General features: G+C 71.0%; 20 protein-coding genes. 13 read left to right on the forward strand and 7 right to left on the reverse strand.

Annotated elements, in window-relative coordinates:
- Positions 1 to 57 precede the first annotated feature (57 nt).
- Genes KBC94_RS16130 through KBC94_RS16150 form a run of 5 tightly spaced genes read right to left on the reverse strand, consistent with a single transcriptional unit; the run spans position 58 to position 4359 of the window.
- Positions 58 to 873 carry an SDR family NAD(P)-dependent oxidoreductase gene (locus KBC94_RS16130; protein ID WP_294372166.1) on the reverse strand — a complete coding sequence of 272 codons (816 nt, stop codon included), beginning with the start codon at positions 871 to 873 and terminating at the stop codon, positions 58 to 60.
- A 40-nt stretch (positions 874 to 913) separates the two neighbouring features.
- Positions 914 to 1735 (reverse strand): enoyl-CoA hydratase-related protein, encoded by an 822-nt coding sequence (locus KBC94_RS16135; RefSeq protein WP_294372169.1) that lies wholly within the window; start codon positions 1733 to 1735, stop codon positions 914 to 916.
- Positions 1736 to 1750: 15 nt separating this feature from the next.
- Positions 1751 to 2905 carry a thiolase family protein gene (locus tag KBC94_RS16140; RefSeq protein WP_294372173.1) on the reverse strand — a complete coding sequence of 385 codons (1155 nt, stop codon included), beginning with the start codon at positions 2903 to 2905 and terminating at the stop codon, positions 1751 to 1753.
- The gene (locus KBC94_RS16145) at positions 2902 to 3333 is read right to left on the reverse strand and encodes an OB-fold domain-containing protein (RefSeq protein WP_294372177.1); all 432 of its coding nucleotides are present in this window, start codon (positions 3331 to 3333) and stop codon (positions 2902 to 2904) included. The genes KBC94_RS16140 and KBC94_RS16145 overlap by 4 nt, the downstream gene beginning before the upstream one ends.
- A 42-nt stretch (positions 3334 to 3375) precedes the next feature.
- Complete coding sequence (locus tag KBC94_RS16150) at positions 3376 to 4359, reverse strand: tripartite tricarboxylate transporter substrate binding protein (RefSeq protein ID WP_294372189.1); 984 nt, start codon at positions 4357 to 4359, stop codon at positions 3376 to 3378.
- Between the two features lie 170 nt (positions 4360 to 4529).
- Between KBC94_RS16150 and KBC94_RS16155 the strand changes: the two genes are divergently transcribed.
- Genes KBC94_RS16155 through KBC94_RS16180 form a run of 6 tightly spaced genes read left to right on the forward strand, consistent with a single transcriptional unit; the run spans position 4530 to position 11734 of the window.
- Positions 4530 to 5345, forward strand: coding sequence for an IclR family transcriptional regulator (locus KBC94_RS16155; protein WP_294372190.1), 816 nt, complete (start codon positions 4530 to 4532; stop codon positions 5343 to 5345).
- Positions 5346 to 5404: 59 nt separating this feature from the next.
- Entirely contained in the window at positions 5405 to 6550 is a 1146-nt protein-coding gene (locus tag KBC94_RS16160) for an acyl-CoA dehydrogenase family protein (protein WP_294372193.1), read from the forward strand.
- 15 nt (positions 6551 to 6565) lie between these two features.
- Entirely contained in the window at positions 6566 to 8695 is a 2130-nt protein-coding gene (locus KBC94_RS16165) for an acetate--CoA ligase family protein (protein WP_294372194.1), read from the forward strand.
- Entirely contained in the window at positions 8692 to 9801 is a 1110-nt protein-coding gene (locus KBC94_RS16170) for a CoA transferase (RefSeq protein ID WP_294372196.1), read from the forward strand. The genes KBC94_RS16165 and KBC94_RS16170 overlap by 4 nt, the downstream gene beginning before the upstream one ends.
- Positions 9798 to 10790: a nitronate monooxygenase gene (locus tag KBC94_RS16175; protein WP_294372197.1), complete on the forward strand. Its 993-nt coding sequence runs from the start codon at positions 9798 to 9800 to the stop codon at positions 10788 to 10790. The genes KBC94_RS16170 and KBC94_RS16175 overlap by 4 nt, the downstream gene beginning before the upstream one ends.
- Positions 10787 to 11734, forward strand: coding sequence for a nitronate monooxygenase (locus tag KBC94_RS16180; protein WP_294372199.1), 948 nt, complete (start codon positions 10787 to 10789; stop codon positions 11732 to 11734). Before KBC94_RS16175 ends, KBC94_RS16180 begins: the two co-directional genes overlap by 4 nt.
- 24 nt (positions 11735 to 11758) lie before the next feature.
- Here KBC94_RS16180 and KBC94_RS16185 read toward each other — a convergent pair whose 3' ends face one another.
- Positions 11759 to 12802, reverse strand: coding sequence for a substrate-binding domain-containing protein (locus tag KBC94_RS16185; protein WP_294372200.1), 1044 nt, complete (start codon positions 12800 to 12802; stop codon positions 11759 to 11761).
- Between the two features lie 139 nt (positions 12803 to 12941).
- Here KBC94_RS16185 and KBC94_RS16190 point away from each other — a divergent pair, with 139 nt between their 5' ends.
- Genes KBC94_RS16190 through KBC94_RS16220 form a run of 7 tightly spaced genes read left to right on the forward strand, consistent with a single transcriptional unit; the run spans position 12942 to position 18535 of the window.
- Complete coding sequence (locus KBC94_RS16190; RefSeq protein ID WP_294372202.1) at positions 12942 to 13799, forward strand: SDR family oxidoreductase; 858 nt, start codon at positions 12942 to 12944, stop codon at positions 13797 to 13799.
- Between the two features lie 8 nt (positions 13800 to 13807).
- Positions 13808 to 14803 (forward strand): tripartite tricarboxylate transporter substrate binding protein, encoded by a 996-nt coding sequence (locus KBC94_RS16195; protein WP_294372204.1) that lies wholly within the window; start codon positions 13808 to 13810, stop codon positions 14801 to 14803.
- Positions 14804 to 14810: 7 nt separating this feature from the next.
- On the forward strand, positions 14811 to 15404 hold the full coding sequence (locus tag KBC94_RS16200) for a carboxymuconolactone decarboxylase family protein (protein ID WP_294372208.1): 594 nt from the start codon (positions 14811 to 14813) through the stop codon (positions 15402 to 15404).
- The gene (locus KBC94_RS16205; protein WP_294372213.1) at positions 15401 to 16372 is read left to right on the forward strand and encodes a tripartite tricarboxylate transporter substrate binding protein; all 972 of its coding nucleotides are present in this window, start codon (positions 15401 to 15403) and stop codon (positions 16370 to 16372) included. Before KBC94_RS16200 ends, KBC94_RS16205 begins: the two co-directional genes overlap by 4 nt.
- Positions 16369 to 17223, forward strand: coding sequence for an SDR family NAD(P)-dependent oxidoreductase (locus KBC94_RS16210; RefSeq protein ID WP_294372216.1), 855 nt, complete (start codon positions 16369 to 16371; stop codon positions 17221 to 17223). The genes KBC94_RS16205 and KBC94_RS16210 overlap by 4 nt, the downstream gene beginning before the upstream one ends.
- Before the next feature lie 11 nt (positions 17224 to 17234).
- The gene (locus KBC94_RS16215) at positions 17235 to 17747 is read left to right on the forward strand and encodes a nuclear transport factor 2 family protein (protein WP_294372219.1); all 513 of its coding nucleotides are present in this window, start codon (positions 17235 to 17237) and stop codon (positions 17745 to 17747) included.
- Entirely contained in the window at positions 17744 to 18535 is a 792-nt protein-coding gene (locus tag KBC94_RS16220) for an SDR family NAD(P)-dependent oxidoreductase (protein ID WP_294372222.1), read from the forward strand. The genes KBC94_RS16215 and KBC94_RS16220 overlap by 4 nt, the downstream gene beginning before the upstream one ends.
- A 71-nt stretch (positions 18536 to 18606) precedes the next feature.
- Here KBC94_RS16220 and KBC94_RS16225 read toward each other — a convergent pair whose 3' ends face one another.
- Complete coding sequence (locus tag KBC94_RS16225) at positions 18607 to 19869, reverse strand: M20/M25/M40 family metallo-hydrolase (protein WP_294372224.1); 1263 nt, start codon at positions 19867 to 19869, stop codon at positions 18607 to 18609.
- Positions 19870 to 19873: the final 4 nt, after the last annotated feature.

A 19873-nucleotide genomic window follows, 5' to 3' on the forward strand; every position in this document is an offset into this window, starting at 1 on the left:
GCACGCGGGCCGGATCATAAAGGGCGGGCCGGCGGCGGGCCGCCGCCGCCCTGCCCCTCAGACCATCGCGAAGCCGCCCGAGGCGCCGATGGTCTGCCCGGTGATGAACAGCGCCCGGTCCGAGGCCAGGAAGGCCACCAGCCCCGACACGTCGTCCGGCCGCGACAGCCGGCCCACGCCCTTGGAGATGGGGTAGATGCCCAGCATCTTGGCCAGCAGCTCGTTGTTCTGCGGCGTGGCGTCCACATGCAGCGGGCCGTCCTTGATGCCCTCGTGCGAGACGGCGCCCAGCGCGATGGAGTTGACGGTCACCGCATGGCGGCCATGCTCCTTGGCCAGGGCCTTGGCAAAGCCGGCGATGGCTGCCTTGGCGCCGGAGTAGACGGCCATGTTGGCCTCGCCGATGCGGCCGGCCTCGGAAATGATGTTGACGATGCGCCCACCCTTGCGCGCCACCATGCCCGGCAGCACGGCGTGGCAGCAGTGCAACGTGCCGTACACGTTGAGGTTGATGATCTTGGCCCAGTCCTCCACCGGCATGTCGACGAAGGCCGGCGTGCGCCCGCCCTTCTCGCGGCGCTCGGGAATGATGCCGGCGTTGTTCACCAGGATCTCCACCGGCGCATCGAAATGGCTCGCGGCCTGGTCCACCATGGCGCGCACCTGCTCGGCCTGGGTGATATCGGCCGGTGCGGCCAGGGTCTCGCCGCCCTGGGCGCGGATCTCGGCCGCCACCGCTTCGGCGCGCGGTGCGAACAGGTCGTTGACCACCACGCGCGCGCCCTCGCGCGCCAGCTCGATGCAGATCTGACGGCCCACGCCCTGGCCGCCCCCGGTGACGAGCGCGACGCGGCGCTCCAGATTGAGTTTCATGGTGTTTCCTTGTGAATGATGGGATTGGAGAGTCCGCGCTTCAGCGGCCCTTGAAGACAGGCGCCCGCTTCTCGACGAAGGCGCGCATGCCTTCCTTGCGGTCCTCGCTGTCGATCAGCATGGCGGCGGCGTAGCGTTCGTATTCGAGGCCGCTGTCCAGGTCGGTCTGCATGCCGCGGTTGACCGCGCGCTTGATGAGTCGGATGGACAGCGGCGGCATCGCGGCCACGGTACCGGCCAACTTCATCGCGTCGGTCATCAGCTCGGCGCCGGGGCAGACCTGCGTGACGATGCCCATCTGCAGGGCCTGGGCCGCGTCGATCTGGGCGGCGGTGAACATCAGGTGCTTGGCGCGCGCCTCGCCGATCAGCCGCGGCAGCCGCTGCGTGCCGCCGGCCGCCGGCAGGGCGCCAATGCGGGCCTCGGGCAGGCCGAACTTCGCATGGTCGGCGGCGATCCGCAGGTCGCAGCACAGCGCGATCTCCAGCCCGCCGCCCAGGGCGACGCCGTTGATGGCGGCGATGACGGGCTTCTCGAACTCCTCGATGTCGCGCAGCAGGTCGTGCGTGGCCTTCTGCGCGACGAAGAATTCATTGGCGCTGATCTGGTGGTCGGCGCGCTCCTTGATGTCGGCACCGGCGCAGAAGGCGCGGTCGCCGGCGCCAGTCAGCACCACGGCGCGCACGCGCTCGTCGGCCCGCGCCAGCTGCAGGAAGGCCTGCGCCAGGTCGGGCTTCATCGTGCTGCCGATGGTGTTCATGCGCTCGGGGCGGTTGAGGGTGATCACGGCGACATGGCCCTGCACCGCATAGGTGAGGGTGCCGAGTTCGACGTGGTCGGGGGGCGTGGTCGGGGTGGTCATGCGAATCGACCTCCTTCAGGCGTCGGGTGCGGAAAGAACATGGGCGATGGCCACCGAGCCCAGCCCGATCATGTGGGCCATGGCCCAGCGCGAATGGCTGTGCTGGCGCTCGCCGGCCTCGCCGCGCAGCTGCCGGGTCAACTCGGCGATCTGGCCGATGCCGGTCGGCCCCAGCGGATGGCCCATGCCGATCAGGCCGCCCGAGGCATTGATGGCGCAGCGCCCGCCGATGCGCGAGTCGCCGCGCATCAAAAAGCTCGCGCCCTCGCCGGGCGGGCACACGCCGATGGCCTCGCTGTAGAGCAGCTCCTCCACCGAGAAGGCGTCGTGCAGTTCGAGCAGGTCCAGCGTCTCGGCCGAGATGGCCGCCTGCTCCAGCGCCGACTGCGCACTGCTGCGCACCAGGTCGACGGCGGCCTGGCCGTAGGCAGTCTCGGGCGTCTCGCTGCAGGCAGTGGAGGCCCGCACGCGCACGCAGCGCCTGGGGTCCAGGCCCAGCCGGCGCAGGGCGCGGCCCGAGACCACGATGGCCGCCGCCGCGCCTTCGCCGCGCGGGCAGCACTGCTGCACCGTCAGGTCGCCGGCCACGCGCGGCGAGGCCAGCACCTGCTCCAGCGTGCGCGGCTTGCGGTACTGTGCATAGGGGTTGCGCGAAGCGTTGCCATGGTTCTTGACCGCCACCTGCGCCATCGAGGCGACGTCGGCATTGCGCTCGCGCAGGTAGGTGCGCGCCATCATGGCGAACTTGACCGCCGGGACGTTGGCGGTGTCGCTCAGGTGCGCCAGGCCGTCCTTGTCGGCCGCGCGGCGACCGTCGCCGTGCTTGTCCACACCCACGGCCAGCACCACGTCGCTGACGCCACGCGCCACCTCGAGGCAGGCCTGCCGGAAGGCGAAGGAGCCCGAGGCCGAGGCGTTCTCGACCTGGGTGACGGCCAGCCCGGTCGAGCCCAGATGGCGCAGCATCACCCGCCCCGCCGCCATGCCGATGGAGGTGGTGCCGATGTAGGCGCTGTTCACCTGCGGCCAGGCCAGGCCCGCGTCGGCCAGGGCCTGGCGCACCGCGGTCAGGCCCAGGTGGGTGTAGGGCGTCTCGGTGGGGAACTGGTACGCATGCATGCCGATGCCGGCCACGTACACGCCGTCGTTGTCGTCGATCCACGCGCTCATCGCTGGGCCTCCGTCGCCGGCACGAAGCGGCAGTCGAACACCTCGCCCTCCGGCAAGGGATGAGCCACCGCGCGCAGCGGCATGCCCACGCGCAACTGCGACTCGTCGGTGGTGGCCATCACCCCTTCCTCGATGGGGCCGTCCTCGCCCAGGCGGATGTCGGCGGCGATGCGCGGCACTTGCATGCCGGGCAGCAGGGGTACGTGCAGGGTCACGAACTCCAGCAGCGTGCCCGTGCCGGGGCGCGTGATGCGCGCGGCGTCTTTCATCGGGTCGCCGCACTGGCTGCAGCCGGGCGCGTCGGCCGGAAAGGCCAGGTGGCCGCAGGCCGGGCACTGGGCGAAGACGAAGTCCAGCGATTCGCCGTCGGCGGCCAGCTGGTAGAGCGTGGGATGGCGGGGCTGGTAGCCCCGCAGGTCGAGGGTCATGAGAGTCCTAGGGATGAAAGAGCAAATGGGAGGCAAGGCCGGTCAGTCGACCTTGGCGCCGGAGTTCTGCACCACCTCGCGCCAGCGGGTCATCTCCGACTTGACGAAAGCATCGAGCTTCTCGCCGCGCATGCCGCGCATGGGCAGGCTGCCGTTCTTCTCGCTGATGGCCACGAACTCGGGGTCGACGATGGCGGCGGCCACGGCATCGGACAGACGCTGCACGACCGGGGCCGGCGTCTTGGCGGGCACGAAGACCGCGCCCCAGGCGGTGGAGTCCGCGCCCGAGATGCCCAGTTCGCCCAGCGTGGGCAGCTGGGGCACGTTCGCCAGTCGGGTCTTGCTGGTCACCGCCAGGGCCTTGAGCTTGCCGGCCTGAACGAAAGGCATCACCACCGCCGCGTAGTCGAAGGCCAGGTCCAGGTTGCCGGCGATCAGGTCGGTCAGGGCCGGGCTGCTGCCCTTGTAGGGCACATGGGTCAGCTTGGTCCCTGTCGCAGCCTGGAACAGCTCGGCCGTGAGGTGCGTGCCGGTGCCGGCCCCGGCGGAGCCGAAGTTCAGCTTGCCCGGGTTCTGTTTCGCATAGGCGACCAGCTCGGGCACGGTCTTGAAGCTGCGGCTCGGGTTGATGACCAGGACCAGCGGCGACTCCGAGATGCCGTGCACCGCCACGAAGTCCTTGACCGGGTCGTAGCGGATGTTCTTGTAGAGCGCCAGATTGGCGCCATGGGTGCCCTGGGTGCCATACAGGAAGGTGTAGCCATCGGCCGGCTGCCGCGCCGCGTACTCGGCGCCGATGGAGCCGCCCGCACCCGGCCGGTTGTCCACCACCACCTGCTGGCCCAGCTTGTCGCCCACCTTCTGCGCCAGCACGCGGGCGGTGTTGTCGGTGATGCCGCCGGGCGGGAAGGGCACGACGAAGGTCAGCGGCTTGGTGGGCCAGGCGTCGTCGGGTGCGGCGCTGGCGGGGCCGTGGGCGACGAGCGCCGCGAGGGTCAGCGCGAGGGCGTGGAAAGCGCGTTTCATGGATGTCTCCGGTTGCTCTTGATATTCGGTATGCCGTAGACTACTTCAACACCTCGTAGAAAAGCAAATCGAAATCGATGAACTCACAGCGCAACCACGGAAAGTCAGCCAGACGCCGGAACCGGCACGGTCTGTACCATCGTGTTTTTCTACGAAATATCGGAGAGACGATGCCCACCCTTGTCCCCGCCGCTGCCCGCACCATGACCCTGCTGGAGGTCTTCGCCCGCGAGAAGCGGGAGCTGTCCAACTCCGACCTGGCCCGGCTGATGGACCTGCCCGAAAGCAGCTGCTCCGACCTGCTGCACACCCTGCATGAGCTGGGCTACCTGCTGCGCACGGCGCGCAGCCGGCGCTTCTATCCCACGGCCCGCCTGCTGGCCGTGGCCAAGGAGATCTCGGCCAGCGACCCGCTCTATGCCGTGGGCGCCGAGGCCTGCGAACTGCTGCGCGACCGCACGGGCGAGACCGGCCTGTGCGGCCGGCTGGAGAACGGCATCGTCAAGGTGATCGCGCTCAGCGAAGGCCGCCATCCGCTGCGCTACATGCAGCACGTGGGCGACAAGCTGGCGTTGCACGTCTCGGCGCTGGGCAAGGCCATCCTGTCCATCGGCACGCCCGAGGAGGCGGCGCGCCAGCTGCGGCTCAAGCCGCTGCGCAGCCTGGCCTCGGGCACGCTGACCGACCTGGCCGCGCTGGAGGCCCAGGTGGCGAAGGCCAAGGAGCAGGGCTGGATCTGGATCGAGAACGAAGGCAGCGAAGGCCTCACGGCCGTCGCCGTCGCCGGCCAGATCGGCGGCGAGGCCATCGCCCTGTCGGTGGCTGGCCTCACCGACCGCATGCGCGCCCAGCGCACCCTGTGCATCGAGGCCCTGCAGGAAGTGCAGGCCCTCGTCTTCCGCAAACACGCGGCCGTGGCCGAAGCCGCGGCGTCCGCCGAATCCCCAGCGCCCGCACCTTCCAAACGAACCAAGGCCCGGGCTTAGTGCCACCCCGGCACGGCCCCCAGGCCGGCCATCCATCCGACCACCCAGGAGACAAAACCATGTTCACCCTTTCTTCCGAGCAGACGATGCTGCGCGACAGCATCCGCCGCTTCATGAAGGCCGAGATCGCGCCCATCGTGTCGCGCCACGACCAGGACCGCACCTTTCCCTTCGAGGTGCTCGGCAAGCTGGCCGAGTTCGGCTACCTGGGCGGGCGCCTGCCGGAGGAAGAAGGCGGCATGGGCATGGACCAGCTCACCTGGGCCCTGCTGATGGAAGAGGCGGGCTATGCCTGGCTGTCGCTGCGCACCATCCTCAACATCACCAACGCCGCCATCAACAAGCTGGCCCAGGAAGCCACGCCCGAGCAGAAGGAGCGCTTCCTGCGGCCGCTGCTGACCAATGAGCGCCGCTGCTTCAGCGCCATCAGCGAGCCGGGCACCGGCTCCAACATCGCGCAGGTGCAGACCCGTGCCGACCTGCAGGGCGACCACTACGTGCTCAACGGCCGCAAGCTGTGGATCACCAACGGCGCCTTCGGCGACTTCGGCATCGTGGTGGCCCGCACCTTCAGCCCGGACTGCAACGGCCAGCTGTCGACCTTCCTGGTCGAGCGCGATGTGTCGCCCTTCGAGGTGCGGCGCGTGGACACCATGGTGCTGCGCAGCACCGGCACCGCCGAGCTGAACTTCGACAACGTCCGCATCCCGCGCGAGAACCTGCTGGGCGAGGAGGGCAAGGCCCTCAAGAAGATGCTGATCGGCCTGGACAGCGCCCGCGTCAACATCGCCATGGGTGCCGTGGGCGCGGCGCAGTCCGCGCTGGACCTGTCCATCGCGCATGCGCGCACGCGCACGCAGTTCGGCAAGCCCATCGGCAGCTTCCAGCTGGTGCAGAAGCTGATCGTGGACATGACGATCCGCGTCGAGGCCGCCCGCGCGCTGGGCCTGCGCGCCGCCGCCGCGCTGGATTCCGAAGGCGAGGCCCGCACGGCCGCCTCCATCGCCAAGCTCTATGCCACCGAGGCCGCGCACGAGGTGGCGAGCATGGCGCTGCAGGTGCACGGTGGCCTGGGCTATGCCACCGACTATCCCATCGAGCGCATCTTCCGCGACACGCGCGGCGGCACCATCCCCGAAGGCACGACCGAGGTGCAGACGCTGATCGTCGGCCGCGAGATCCTGGGCATCTCGGCCATCGCCTGAGCCGCAGGAGCACGCATGACGACCTCCACCCACCGCGCCGACCTGGCGCGCCTGATCGACCCTGCCTGCATCGCCCTGGTCGGTGCCTCCGACCGGCCCCATAGCATCGGCGGCCGCACGCTGACCAACCTGATGGACCACTCGACCATCCGCGGCGAGCTGTACCTGGTCAATCCCACCAAGACCGAGCTGCGCGGCCGACGCTGCTGGCCCAGCGTCGCCGCGCTGCCGCAGACGCCCGATGTGGCCATCATCGCGGTGCCCGCGGCCGGCGTGCTGGCCGTCGCCGAGGAATGCGCGGCCCGCGGCGTGCCCTTCCTGGTCATCCTGACCTCCGGCTTCGGCGAGGCCGGCGCCGAAGGCGAGCGCGCCCAGCAGCGCCTGAAGGAGATCGCCGACGCCGCCGGCATGCGCATCTACGGGCCCAACTGCCCGGGCCTGTGCAACATCAACGCCCGGCTGGGCATGACCTTCTCGCCCTCCTTCCCGCACGACCTGGTGCCCGGCCCCATCGGCCTGGCCACGCAGGGCGGCGGCCTGGGCCGCAACGTCATGCAGGCCATGGAGCGCGGGGTGGGCATCGGCCTGTGGGCCTCCACCGGCAACGAAGTCGACCTGCAGGTGGCCGACTTCATCCACTACATGGCCACCGCGCCGGACATCAAGGTCATCGTCACCCTGCTGGAAGGCATCAAGGACGGCCCCCGCCTGCTGGCCGCACTGCAGTGCGCGGCCGACAACGGCAAGCCCGTCATCGCGCTGAAGGTGGGCAAGTCCGAATACGGCCAGCGCGCCGCCCAGTCGCACACGGCGTCGCTCACCGGCTCGGCCGAGGTCAACAGTGCCGTCTTCCGCCAGTACGGCGTGATCGAGGTGGACGACATCGACGAGCTGGTGGACACGGCCTGGCTCTTTGCCCGTGCGATGCCGCCGGCGCAGGAGGCCATCGGCATCTACTGCTCCTCGGGCGGCACGGCCGCGCTCGCGGCCGATGCCGTGGGCACCGCGGGCCTGAAGCTGGCCGAATTCGCGCCGCACACCCGCGAGTTGCTGCGCAGCCGCCTGCCCGACTACGCCGCCATCGACAACCCGGTGGACACCACGGCCGCCATCCTGAGCGATGCCGACCTGATCGAGCAGACGCTGGGCGCCGTCACCACCGACCCCAACCTGGGCTGCGTGCTCGCGCCCATCGCGCTCGAATACGGCGCGACGACGGTGAGCCTGGCCCACACCATCCGCGCCGCGCAGCAGCGCAGCAGCACGCCCATCATCCCGATCTGGATGAGCGATCGCCTGGGCGAGGGCTACAGGCTGCTCGTCGAGGGCGGCTTCGCGCCGCCGCGCTCGGTGGGCAAGGCCCTCAAGGCCGTGCAGCGCTGGACGGAGTGGGGCCGCTGGCAGCGTGCCGGCGGGCTGGGCGAGCCTCGCAGGCCGCTGCCCGCGCCCTCCGCGATGCCGGCGACGGGCATGGTGCGCAATCTCTCGGAGCTGGAGGCCAAGCAGCTGCTGGCGCAGTCCGGCATCGCGCTGCTGCCTGCCGCCGTGGCCGCCACGCGCGAAGAAGCGCGCCGCATCGCCGACGGCATGGGCTATCCGGTGGTCGCCAAGATCGCCAGCCCGGACGTGGTGCACAAGTCAGACATTGGCGGCGTGAAGGTAGGGATCGGCGACGGTGCCCAGGTCGAGCTGGCCTGGGACGACATCATGGCCTCGGTGCGCCACCACAAGCCCCAGGCGGCCATCGATGGCCTGCTGATCGAGAAGATGGCCCCGCGCGGCGGCTTCGAGCTGATGGTGGGCGTCACGCGCGACCCGGTCTTCGGCCATGTCATGACCTTCGGCCTGGGCGGCATCTATGTGGAGCTGCTGCGCGACGTCACGCGCCGCCTGCTGCCGCTGCGGCCCGCCGATGCCAGCGCCATGGTGCGCGAAATGCGCTGCTACCCGCTGCTGCAGGGCGCGCGCGGCAAGCCGCCCGCCGACGTGGCCGCGTTGGAGCGGCTGCTGCTCGCAGTGTCGGACTTCGTCACGGCCCATTCGGCCCGCCTGGAGGAGATGGACCTGAACCCGGTATGGGTGGGCAGCGAGGGCGAGGGCGCGCTGCCGCTGGATGCCGTCATCGTGATGCTGGAGAGCGAATGAAGAGCGAACCCGCTCCGCCGCTCGCCGGCATCACCGTGCTCGACTTCAGCGAGCTGCTGCCCGGCCCCTTCTTCACGCAGATGCTGGCGGAGATGGGCGCCGAGGTGATCAAGGTCGAGCGTCCGCCGCATGGCGACAACGCCCGGCGCCTCGGGCCCGGCGGCTTCGAGGCCGTCAACCGCGGCAAGAAGAGCGTGCTGCTGGACCTGAAGGACGAGGCCGGCCGCGCCCGGGCCCATGCCCTGCTGGCGGGCGCCGACGTGCTGGTCGAGTCCTACCGGCCGGGCGTGATGACCCGCCTGGGCCTGGACCACGCCAGCCTGCAGGCCGCGCATCCGCGCCTGGTCTATGTGTCGCTGAGCGGCTACGGGCAGGACGGGCCCTGGGCCCAGCTGCCCGGCCACGACATCAACTACCTGGCGGCCGCGGGCGTGATGGCGCTGTCGGGCGAGCCGGGCGGGCCACCGGCGCCGGGCTTCGGGCTGCCGGCCGCGGACCTGTGCGGTGCGATGTATGCGCTTTCAGCCACGCTGGCGGCCCTGCTGCAACGCCAGCACAGCGGCCTGGGCCAGCACCTGGACGTGGCCCTCGCCGATTGCGCCCTGCACTGGATGACGCCGCGGCTGGGCAGCTTCCGCGATGGCGGCACGACCCAGCTGGAGGAGCAGCGCAGCGTGGCGCTGGTCAAGCCGGCCTACGGCATCTTCCGCTGCCGCGATGGCCGGCACCTGTCGGTCGCCGCCCTGGAAGACCACTTCTGGGCGCGGCTGTGCATGGTGGTGGACATGGGCCCCTTCGACGATGCCCGGTACGGCGGCTTCGCGGCCCGCAAGGCCGAGGCCGAAGACATCAATGCGCGGCTGGCCGCGCAGGTCGCGGCGCTCGATGCCGATGCGGCTTTCGAGCGCATGGCACGGGCCGACCTGCCGGTCGCGCCGGTGGTGGCACCGACGGAGCTGGCCGCCACCGCGCAGTTCGCCGAGCGTGGCCGCTTCCTCGGCAGCGAGCCGCTGGCAGCGGTGCCCTTTCCCGTGAACCTGCGCGGGGTCGACCCGCGGGCGCTCGCTGGCGCCCCGCGCCTGGACAGCGCCGGCACTGCACCGTGACGCCCGCCCTGCTGCAGACCCGGCTGACGCAGCTGTTCGGCATCCGCCATCCGGTGCTGGGCGGCGGGCTCATGTGGCTGTCCGATGCCGCGTACGTGAGTGCGCTGGCCCGGGCCGGCTGCATGGGCTTCCTGACGCCGCGCTCCTTTCCGGGCGAGGCCGAATGGCGCGCCCAACTGCAGCGCTGCAGCGAGCTGGCCGAGGGCCACGCCTTCGGCGTCAACCTCACGCTTTCGGCCCGGCCCGAGGCCAACGCCGACGTCCCGCGCTGGCTCGACATGGCGCTCGCTCATGGCGTGCGCCATTTCGAGACGGCGGGCTACGGCCCGCAGACGCTGATCGAGACCATCCATGCCGCGGGCGGCGTGGTGATCCACAAGGCCTCCAGCCTGCGCCATGGCCTGGCCGCGCAGGCCGCTGGTGCCGACGCGATTGCGCTGGTGGGCATGGAGGAGGGCGGCCATCCCGGCATGAACGAGTTGCCGACCATGCTGATGGGCGCACTGGCGCGCGGGCGCATCAGCGTGCCGCTGGTGCTGGGCGGCGGCATCGGCCACGGTCGCCAACTGGCTGCCGCACTGGCCCTGGGCGCGGACGGCGTGCTCATGGGCAGCCGCTTCCTGGTCTGCGAGGAGATCTCGGCCCATCCGGCCTACAAGGCGCACCTGGTGGGTTGCGACGAGCACAGCACCGTTCGGCTGCTGCAATCGCTGGGCAACACCTGGCGCGTGCTGCGCAACGAGACGGCGCGCCGGATTGAAGCCATCGAACGCGCCGGCGTCACCGACCACGCGGCCTTCGGCCCGCTGATCGCCGGACGCCTCGCGCGCGACGCCTGCTACGAAGGCGGCGACTGGCAGCAGGGCATGCTGTCCCTGGGCCCCGCCATCGCCTTCGCCCACCGCATCCAACCCCTGGACGCCATCGTCGACGAGTTCCTGGCCCAGTGCCGGGACGCGATGCGCGCCCTTCCAGCACTTCTGCCATGAACTCCTCCCTGGACTTCCTCGGCCGCCTGGCCGTGCCCGTGATCGCCGCACCCATGCTGCGCGTGTCGGGCATCGAGCTGGTGTCCGCTGCCTGCCGCAGCGGCGTGATCGGCGCCTTTCCCACCGCCAACTGCCGCTCGCTCGACGAGCTGGACGCCTGGATGTCGCGCCTGGACGAGGAGGCACGCGCCGGCGGCGACACGGTGGCACCGTACTGCCCCAACCTGATCATGCGGCGCGACCCGGCCAAGGTGCGGGCCGAGGTGGACCTCATCGCCCGCCATGGCGCGCAGCTGGTCATTACCAGCGTGGGCTCGCCGTCGTCGGTGGTGCCGGTGCTGCACGACGGCGGCTGCCGGGTCTTTGCGGACGTGGCCTCGCTGCACCATGCGGAGCGCGCCATCCAGTCGGGCGTGGACGGCCTGGTGCTTCTGACCGCGGGTGCCGGCGGCCACACGGGCTGGGCGAATCCCTTCGCCTTCGTGCGCGCCGTGCGCCGCGTGTTCGACGGCCCGATCGTGCTGGCCGGCGGCATGGCCGACGGCGTGGCCCTGCGCGCCGCCATCACGCTGGGCTGCAACCTCGGGATCATGGGCACGCGCTTCATCGCCGCGCAGGAGAGCCTGGCCAGCGAGGGCTACCGCCAGATGCTGTGCGATGCGGACATCGACGACGTGCTGCTGACGCGGGCCTTCACCGGACTGCCGGCCAGCTTCCTGCGCCAGTCGGCCGAGCGGCTGGGCATCGACGTGAACACGCTGGACGAAAGCGTGTCGGTCGAAGAGGCACGCCGCCGCTGGGGCGGGGGATCGGAAGGCGCGGCCAGCCAGCGCTGGACCGACATCTGGAGCGGCGGCCACACGGTGTCGGCCGTGCGCGAGGTGCAGAGCGTGGAAGCGCTCGTGCGGCAGCTGCGGGCGGAGTACAAGGGCGCGGCGCGCTGAGCCGTGCGCATGGCCGGTCGCGATTCAGCGGCGCCGGCCGGCAGGCTTGGCCTCGTCGCCGAGCGGGACGACGGAGTCCCGCTCTTCATAGCGCAGCTCCACCCGCTCGCGCCGCGCCGGCAGGCCCGGCTCGGCAATGCGGTCCACGAGCAGCCTGGCGAGCCGCCGCGCCGCATCCGCCATGTCGATGGTCAGCACCGATACCGCAGGCTCATGGTCGCGGGCGAAGGCCGTGTCGCCGATGGCGACGATGGAGACATCCTGCGGCATGCGCAGGCCGCGCGAGGCCACCGCGCGCAGGGCGCTGTTGAGCATGTGCGTGCCCTGCACGATCAGCGCCGTCGGCCGGCCGGGCCGGGCCAACAGTTCCGCAATCTCGTCGAAGGCGGAGGCCGTCACGCTCTGCGCCTGCACGATCAGCGCGGGCACCGGCAGGCCCGCACCGGCATAGGCCGCCTTGTAGCCCTGGATACGCCGGCGCACGGGCCGCGTCTCGCCCTGCCACAGCACCAGCGCGATGGCGCGGTGGCCCAGCGCCATGAGCCGCTCCACCGCCGCCCGCACGCCGGCCGCATGGTCGATCACCACGCTGTCGTGCACGCCTGGCAGTTCGCGGTCGAAGACCACAGCCGGCATGGGCAGCGTCCGTAGCGCCTCGACGAGTTCGGGGCTGCGCTCGTTGCCGGGCGCCAGGATCACGCCGTCCATGCCGCGCTGCATGAACATCGACAGCGTGCGCAGCTCACGCTCCAGGTCGTTGGCGCCGTTGGCCAGCAGCGGCAGATAGCCCAGTGCCAGGAACTCGTCCTCGAGCGCGCGAAAGACCTGTGCATAGAGCGGATTGCCGATGTCCGGCAGCAGGCAGCCCACCGTGCGGCTGAGCCGCGAGCGCAGGGCCTGCGCGGCATGGTTGGGCCGCCAGCCCAGGGTGGCGGCGGCCCGCTCGACCTTCTCGCGCGTTGCCGCAGAAGCGCCCGCACCGTTCATCGCGCGCGAGGCGCTGCCCAGCGACACACCCGCCAGCCGCGCCACGTCGCGCAGGTCCACGCGTGCCTTGTCCGTCTTCATCCGGATACGTTTCCAGTCCACAGCATGGCTGCATCTTAGGTGACAGCAGTCGAGGGTTAGCGCTAGGCCGGAAACGTTTCCACCTCGGCACGATGCAGCCTTCCCGAAGCGTTGCAGACAACACAAGGAGCCATCCCCCATGTCCTCATCCGCCCCCGCCATCCAACCCGATGCCCAGCTCTACGACGAGGCGCTGGGCCGGTTGCGTCCATCGTCCGGCCGATTGGCGGGGCGCCGCATCCTCGTGGTGGGCGCGGGCCAGCGCGACATCGACGATCCGCAGCCGCCCGTGGGCAACGGCCGCGCCATCTCGCAGCTGTTCGCCCATGAGGGCGCCACGCTCACCTGCGTGGACATCAACCCCGCCGCGCTGGCGCAGACCTGCGCCCTGGTGCGCGAGGCCGGCGGCACCGCGCATGAAGAGGTGGCCGACGTGGCCGATGCCCAGGCCATTCCCGGTGTGGTCGAGCGCGCCGCCGCCCGCATGCAGGGCCTGGACGGGCTGGTGATGGTGGTGGGCGTGGCCAGTGGCCTCGCGCTCGACGCGCAGTCGGCCGAGGCATGGGACGCGGAGCATGCGGTCAACGTGCGCGCCTGCATGCTGTTCGGCCAGCAGGCGCTGCGGCACATGGCGCCGGGCGGCTCGATCATTCTTCTGTCGTCCATCGCGGCGCTGCGCAACTCCAGCTTCAACCCGGCCTACGAGACCACCAAGGCGGCGCAGGTCTCGCTGGCGCGTTCCATCGCGATGGCAGGGCAGGCCAAGGGCGTGCGCTGCAACAGCCTGCTGCCGGGCCTCATGGACACGCCCATCGGCCGCGCGGCCACGCGCCGCCGCACCGACCGCCTGGCCATGCCGCTGCCCTTCGGCCGGCAGGGCACGGGCTGGGAAGTGGCGCATGCCGCGCTCTTCCTCATGTCGCACGAATCGTCGTACGTCAATGCGCATGCGCTGGTGGTCGACGGCGGCCTGATCGGCGGCATCTCGCGCAAGTAGGAGCGGCCATGCAGCCTTCATCGCTTCGACGCCGGCAACTGGTCCTGGGCACGGCACTGGCCGGCATCGGTGCCCGCACGGCCCTGGCCGCGGGCGAGGCCTCGACCTATCCCGAGCGGCCGATCCGGCTCATCGTCGGCTTTCCGGCCGGCGGCTCGGCGGACCAGTCGGCGCGCCGGCTCGCCGACCAGATGTCACGCCAGCTCGGCAAGCCGATCGTGATCGACAACCGCCCCGGCGCCTCCGGCAACATCGCCGCCGCCGCGGCGGCCCGCAGTGCGGCCGATGGCTACACGCTGTTCTATGACACCAACGCCACCCAGGCGATGAACGTCAGCCTGTACCCCCGGCTGGACTACGACCCCATCAAGGACTTCGTGCCCATCGCGCTGGAAGGCAAGGTCTACAACGTGATGTGCACCCACCCGGCCTTCCGCCCGGCGGATGTGGCGTCCCTGCTGTCGCAGGTGCGGGCATCGCCGGGCAGCCTGGCCGTGGCCACGCCGGGCAATGCCACCAGCGGCCACCTGTCTCTGGTGCTGCTGCAGCGCTCGGCCCGCGTGCAGTTCACCCATGTGCCCTACAAGGGCAGCGCGCCAGCGGTCACCGACGTGATCGGCGGGCAGGTGCCGATCCTGTTCGACAACGTGGCCGGCACCATCACCCACATCCGCGCGGGCAAGCTGCGCCCGCTGGCGGTGACGGCCGCCAAGCGCCTGCCGCTGCTGCCCGACGTGCCGACCTTCGAGGAACTGGGCCTGCGCGACTGCGTCATGGCGGCCTGGGGTGGCCTGTGGGCGCCTGCGGGCACGCCGGCGCCCATCGTGCAGCGGCTCAATGCCGAGATGAACCAGGCCCTGGCCACCGCCGCCGTGGTCGACCGCATGCGCGAGCTCACCGTCGAGCCCGTGGGTGGCAGTTCCGAAGCCGCCGCCGCCTTCGTCATCGAAGAAACCCAACGCTGGCGCGAGGTGCTCCACGCCGCCGGCATCCGACTGGACTGAACGAACCATGGCACGCATTCCCTATTTCGACCTGAGCCAGGCGCCCGAGGGCTTCCAGCGCCTGCTGAACGACCGGCCGCCGCTCAACATCTACCGCATGGTGGCTCACGGCGGGCGCACGGGCGAGGGCTTCCTGGGGCTGGGCAGCGCGATCCTGCGCCACTCATCGCTGCCGGCCACGCTGCGCGAGCTGGTGATCCTGCGCGTGGGCGCGCTGTGCGGTTCGTCATACGAGGTGTTCCAGCACCGCCGCGTGGCCGCGCAGGCGGGCGTGCCGGCGGCGCAGATCGAGGCCGTTCTGTCGGGGAAGGGCGGCCACGCGCCCGACGATTCCTTCGACCCCTTGGAGCAGCAGGTGCTGCGCTTCACCGATGCCGTGGTGCGCCAGGTGAAGGCGCCCGCCGACTGCTTCGACGCGCTGGCGGCCCACCTGCCACACCAGCAGCTGATGGAGATCGTCATGACCATCGGCTACTACATGATGGTGTGCCGCATCCTCGAGAACTTCGAGGTGGACATCGAGGACAAGGACCCGCTGGCCGGCTTTGCGGGCTGGTCGGGCGTGCTCGGCGCGCAAGCCGCACAAGGAGACCGGCCATGAACCTGAACCGCCGCCATTTCTCGCTCGCGATCGGCGCGCTGGGCGTCGCGCCGCTGGCTCGCGCCCAGGCCTACCCGCAGGGGCCCATCACGCTGATCGTGCCCTTCAGCGCGGGCAGCGTGGTGGACCAGCAGGCCCGCACGATCGCCCGCGTGCTCGCCAGCCGGCTCGGCCAGCCCATCGTGATCGACAACCGCGTCGGCGTGAGCGGCTCGCTCGGCGCCGAGGTCGCATCGCGCGCCGCGCCCGATGGCTACACCCTGCTGATCGGCACGCAGGGCACCCAGGGCACCAACAGCGCCATCTACAAGACCATCCGCTACGACCCGGTGAAGGACTTCGTCGCGATCCACGGGCTGTCCGGCAATGCGTCGGTGCTGGTGGTCAACCCGACGCTGAAGATCGAGACAGTGGCCGAGCTCGTCGCCTACGGCAAGGCGAACCCCGGCAAGCTCAACTTCGGCTCGGGCGGCAAGGGCACCTCGGGCCACCTCTGCCTGGAACTGCTGCAGACGCGCACCGGCGCGCGCTTCACGCATATCCCGTACAAGTCCAGCTCGACCGCGCTGGTGGACCTGATGGCGGGCAACCTGGATGCCATGTTCGACTTCGTCCAGACCTCGGGCCCGCAGATCCGCAGCGGCAAGCTGCGGCCGCTGGCCGTCACCCGCACGCAGCGCATGCCGAGCCTGCCCGAGGTGCCGACGATGGCCGAGGCCGGCTTTCCGGGCATCGAGTCACAGAGCTGGGGCGGCCTGTTCGCACCCGCCAGGACACCCCAGGCCATCGTGCAGCGCCTGTCCGACGCGGTGGACGAGACGCTGAAGACGCCCGAGGTCCGGGGCGCCCTGGAGTCGGTGGAGAGCTTCACCGTCGACATGCCGCATGCGCAGTTCCAGGCCTATGTCGCCACCGAGGCCGCCAAGTGGACCACGGTGCTGCGCGAGGCCGGGGTGACGCCCGAATGAGCACCCGCAAGGTCGCCGCCATCACCGGCGCGGGCAGCGGCATCGGCCGCGCGCTGGCGCTCGCCTGCGCACGCGAGGGCATGGCCCTGGCGCTGACCGACATCGAGCCCGGCGCGCTCGCCGAGACCGCGGCCCTGGCCGTCGCGCTCGGCGCACCGGTCATCAGCCAGGCGGGCGATGTCGGCAAGGCCCAGGACGTCGAGGCCTTCGCCCTGGCCTGCGAGGCCGAGTACGGCGGCACGGACTGGCTCTTCAACAACGCCGGCGTGGCCATCCTCGGTCCGGCCTGGCTGGCGACCGCGGACGACTGGCAATGGCTGTGGCACGTCAACGTGATGGGCGTGGCGCATGGTGTGCGCAGCTTCGTGCCCCGCATGCTGGCCCGCGGCACGCCCGCGCATGTGGTCAACACCGCGTCTGCCGCCGGGCTCGCCACGCTGGCGGGGTCGAGCGTCTACGTGGCCACCAAGCATGCGGTGGTGGCGTTCAGCGAATGCCTCGCGCACGACCTGCAACAGGCCGGTGCCGCCATCGGCGTGTCGGTGTTGTGTCCCTCGCTGCTGCCCACGGGCATCCACCAGTCGGGCCGCAACCGACCCGCCGGCCTCGATCGCACCGTGCCCCCGGCTGCGGCCTACGAAGAGCGGGTGCGGGTCGGCATGGCGGCCTCCACCATCGACGCTGCCGACGTGGCCGCGTTGACGATCGAGGCGATCCGGCAGCAGTGCTTCTATGTGATTCCCCATGCCCACACCGGCGCTTCCGTCGAGCGCCGCATGCACCGCATCCTCGACGACTTCCGTGCCCAGCATCTGCCCACGGCGGAGGGCGGGCCGACCGCGCAACCCTGAAGGAACCCTTGATGACGACCACCCCCGACACCGAACTGGCGCGCCTGGCCGCCCAGGTCGCGCAGCTCCAGGCCCGGCTCGACCGGCAGGACGACCTGGACGCCATCCGCGCCCTGCGCAACCGCTACCACGAACTGGTCAACGAGGACGAGGGCCCGCGCCTGTACGAACTCTTCGCGCCCGACGCCACGGTGGTCTACAACGGCCGACCCGAGGTGCGGGGCCGCGAGGCCATCCGCCGCTTCTTCCAGGACTTTCCGGTGCAGCATGCGCGGCAGTTCATCCATCAGCACGAGATCGAGCTGCAGGGCGACCGCGGCACCGGCCGCAGCTACATGGACGGCCGCCCCGTCAGCCAGGGCAAGAGCCTGTACGTGGTCGGCCGCTTCGACGACGAATACATCCGCCTCGACGGGCGCTGGCTCTTCCAGCGCGTGGTGCTGACCGTGCACTACATGATCGAGGCCGCCGAGCACTGGGAACACCTGCTGCCCGTGCAGAAGAAGAAGGAGGCTGCGCAATGAGCGTGCCCGCGCTCTTCGACCTCGCCGGCCGCACGGTGGTCGTGACCGGCGCGGCGAGCGGCCTGGGCCTGGCCATCGCGGAGGCCATGCTGCAGGCCGGCGCACGCACGGTGATGACCGACGTGGACGCCGACGCGCTCGCCACCGAGCATGCGCGCCTTCACGCCACGCATCCCCTGGCCGAGTCCGCCGTGCTCGATGTCACCGCGCCCGGCGCGGTCGATGCGCTGATCGACGATGTCGCCGCGCGGCACGGCGCGCTGGACTGCGTGTTCGCGAATGCAGGCATCAGCGCAGGCCGCGGCTTCATGGTCGACACCGGCCGGCTGGAGAACCTGGACATGGCCCACTGGGACCGTGTGCTGCGCATCAACCTCGACAGCGTGCTGGTGACGGTGCGTGCTGCCGCCCGGCACATGAAGCCGCGCGGCCAGGGACGCATCGTGGTCACCTCGTCCATCGCCGGGCTGCGCTCGGAGGCGCTGTCGGGCTATGCCTATGTGGCGTCCAAGGCGGCGGTGAACAACCTGGTGCGGCAGGCGGCGATGGAGCTTGCGCCCTTCAACGTGCTGGTCAACGCCATCGCGCCGGGCCCCTTTGCGACCGGCATCAATGGCGGCCGGCTGCGCCTGCCCGAATCGGTCGAGCGCATGCGCACCTACATCCCGCTGGGCCGCGTGGCCGACCCGCGCGAGATCCAGGGCCTGGCCCTGCTGCTGGCCTCGCCGGCCTCCAGCTACATGACGGGCGCCATCATTCCGGTGGACGGCGGCGCCTCGGCGCGTTAGGCACCCGCTCGTGCGCCGGGCGCGAGCAGGACGCGGGCCGGCGCAGCATCCGCGGGCGCCTGCGCCCGCACTCAGCGAGGCGTCAGCAGTTCCAGCAGCACGTTGGCCACCGCCACCGTGGCCAGCCGCAGCTCGTGCAGCGGCACGCGCTCGTCGGCCCGGTGGCCGTTGGCCTCGATCAGGCTCTTCGGCCCGGCGCCGAACATGACAGTGGGGATGCCGGCCTCGGCATAGAGGCGCGCATCGGTGTAGAGCGGCACGCCGATGGGCGTGACCGGCTGGCCCATCACCGCGCTGGCCTCGCGGCAGACCAGTTCGACAAAGGCTTCGCTGCCGGGCGCGGGCGCGAAGGGCCGCGCCAGCAGGATCTGTCGCACCTCGGCGCGGATGCCGGGCAGCGCCGAGCAGGCACCTTCGATCACCTCGCGCAGCTCAGCGTCGACCTGCTCCGGCACTTCCTCGGGCACGATGCGTCGGTCGATGCGCAGCGTCAGCCGGTCGGCCACCACGTTGGTGTTGATGCCGCCTTCGATCAGTCCAACGACCAGGGTCGGATGCGTAATGCCCGGCGTGGCCGAGGGTCGCTGCGCAAGGGTGTCGCGGTAGCGGTAGAGGGCCGGCAGCAGATGGGCGGCGGCCTCGATGGCATCGTGGCCGGTGTCGGGCCGCGCCGCATGGGCCGACAGGCCGTGCAGCGTCACTTCGAGGTGCAGGCAGCCGTTGTGGGCGACCACCACATGGTGGCTGAAGGCGGCCGACAGCACATAGTCGGGCCGGCTCAGCCCCTGCGACAGCAGCCAGCCGGGACCTGTCATGCCACCGGTCTCTTCGTCGTAGGTCAGGTGCAGTTCGACGCTGCCGGCCAGCGAAAGGCCGGCCGCATGGGCGGCGCGCAGTGCGCGCAGGGCCTGGCCGTAGGTGGTGAAGTCGGACTTGGACACGGCCGCGCCGCGGCCATAGAGCCAGCCGCCCTGCACCTTGCCGCCATAGGGGTCGGTGGTCCAGCCGGCACCGGGCGGCACCACGTCGCCATGCGCGTTGAGCGCCACCACCGGGCCGTCGCCGAAGCGCTCGCGCACGATCAGATTGACCACGCTGCGCATGCCGTGGCGGGCGGCCTCTTCGGCCGGCACCGGGTGGCGCTCGACGGTGAAGCCCTGCGCCTCGTACAGCTGGGCGGCCAGTTCGGCATGGGGCGCGCAGTCGCCGGGTGGGTTGTCGGATGGGCAGCGCACCAGCGCCGCGAGCATGTCGACCTGCGCGTCGAAGTGGTCGTCGATGAAGCCGCGCATCAGCGTGCGCGCGGCCTCGGGCGTCAGGGTCGGTTCGGTCATTCGA

The organism is Pseudacidovorax sp., from assembly GCF_017991995.1.
Lineage (GTDB): Bacteria > Pseudomonadota > Gammaproteobacteria > Burkholderiales > Burkholderiaceae_C > Xenophilus.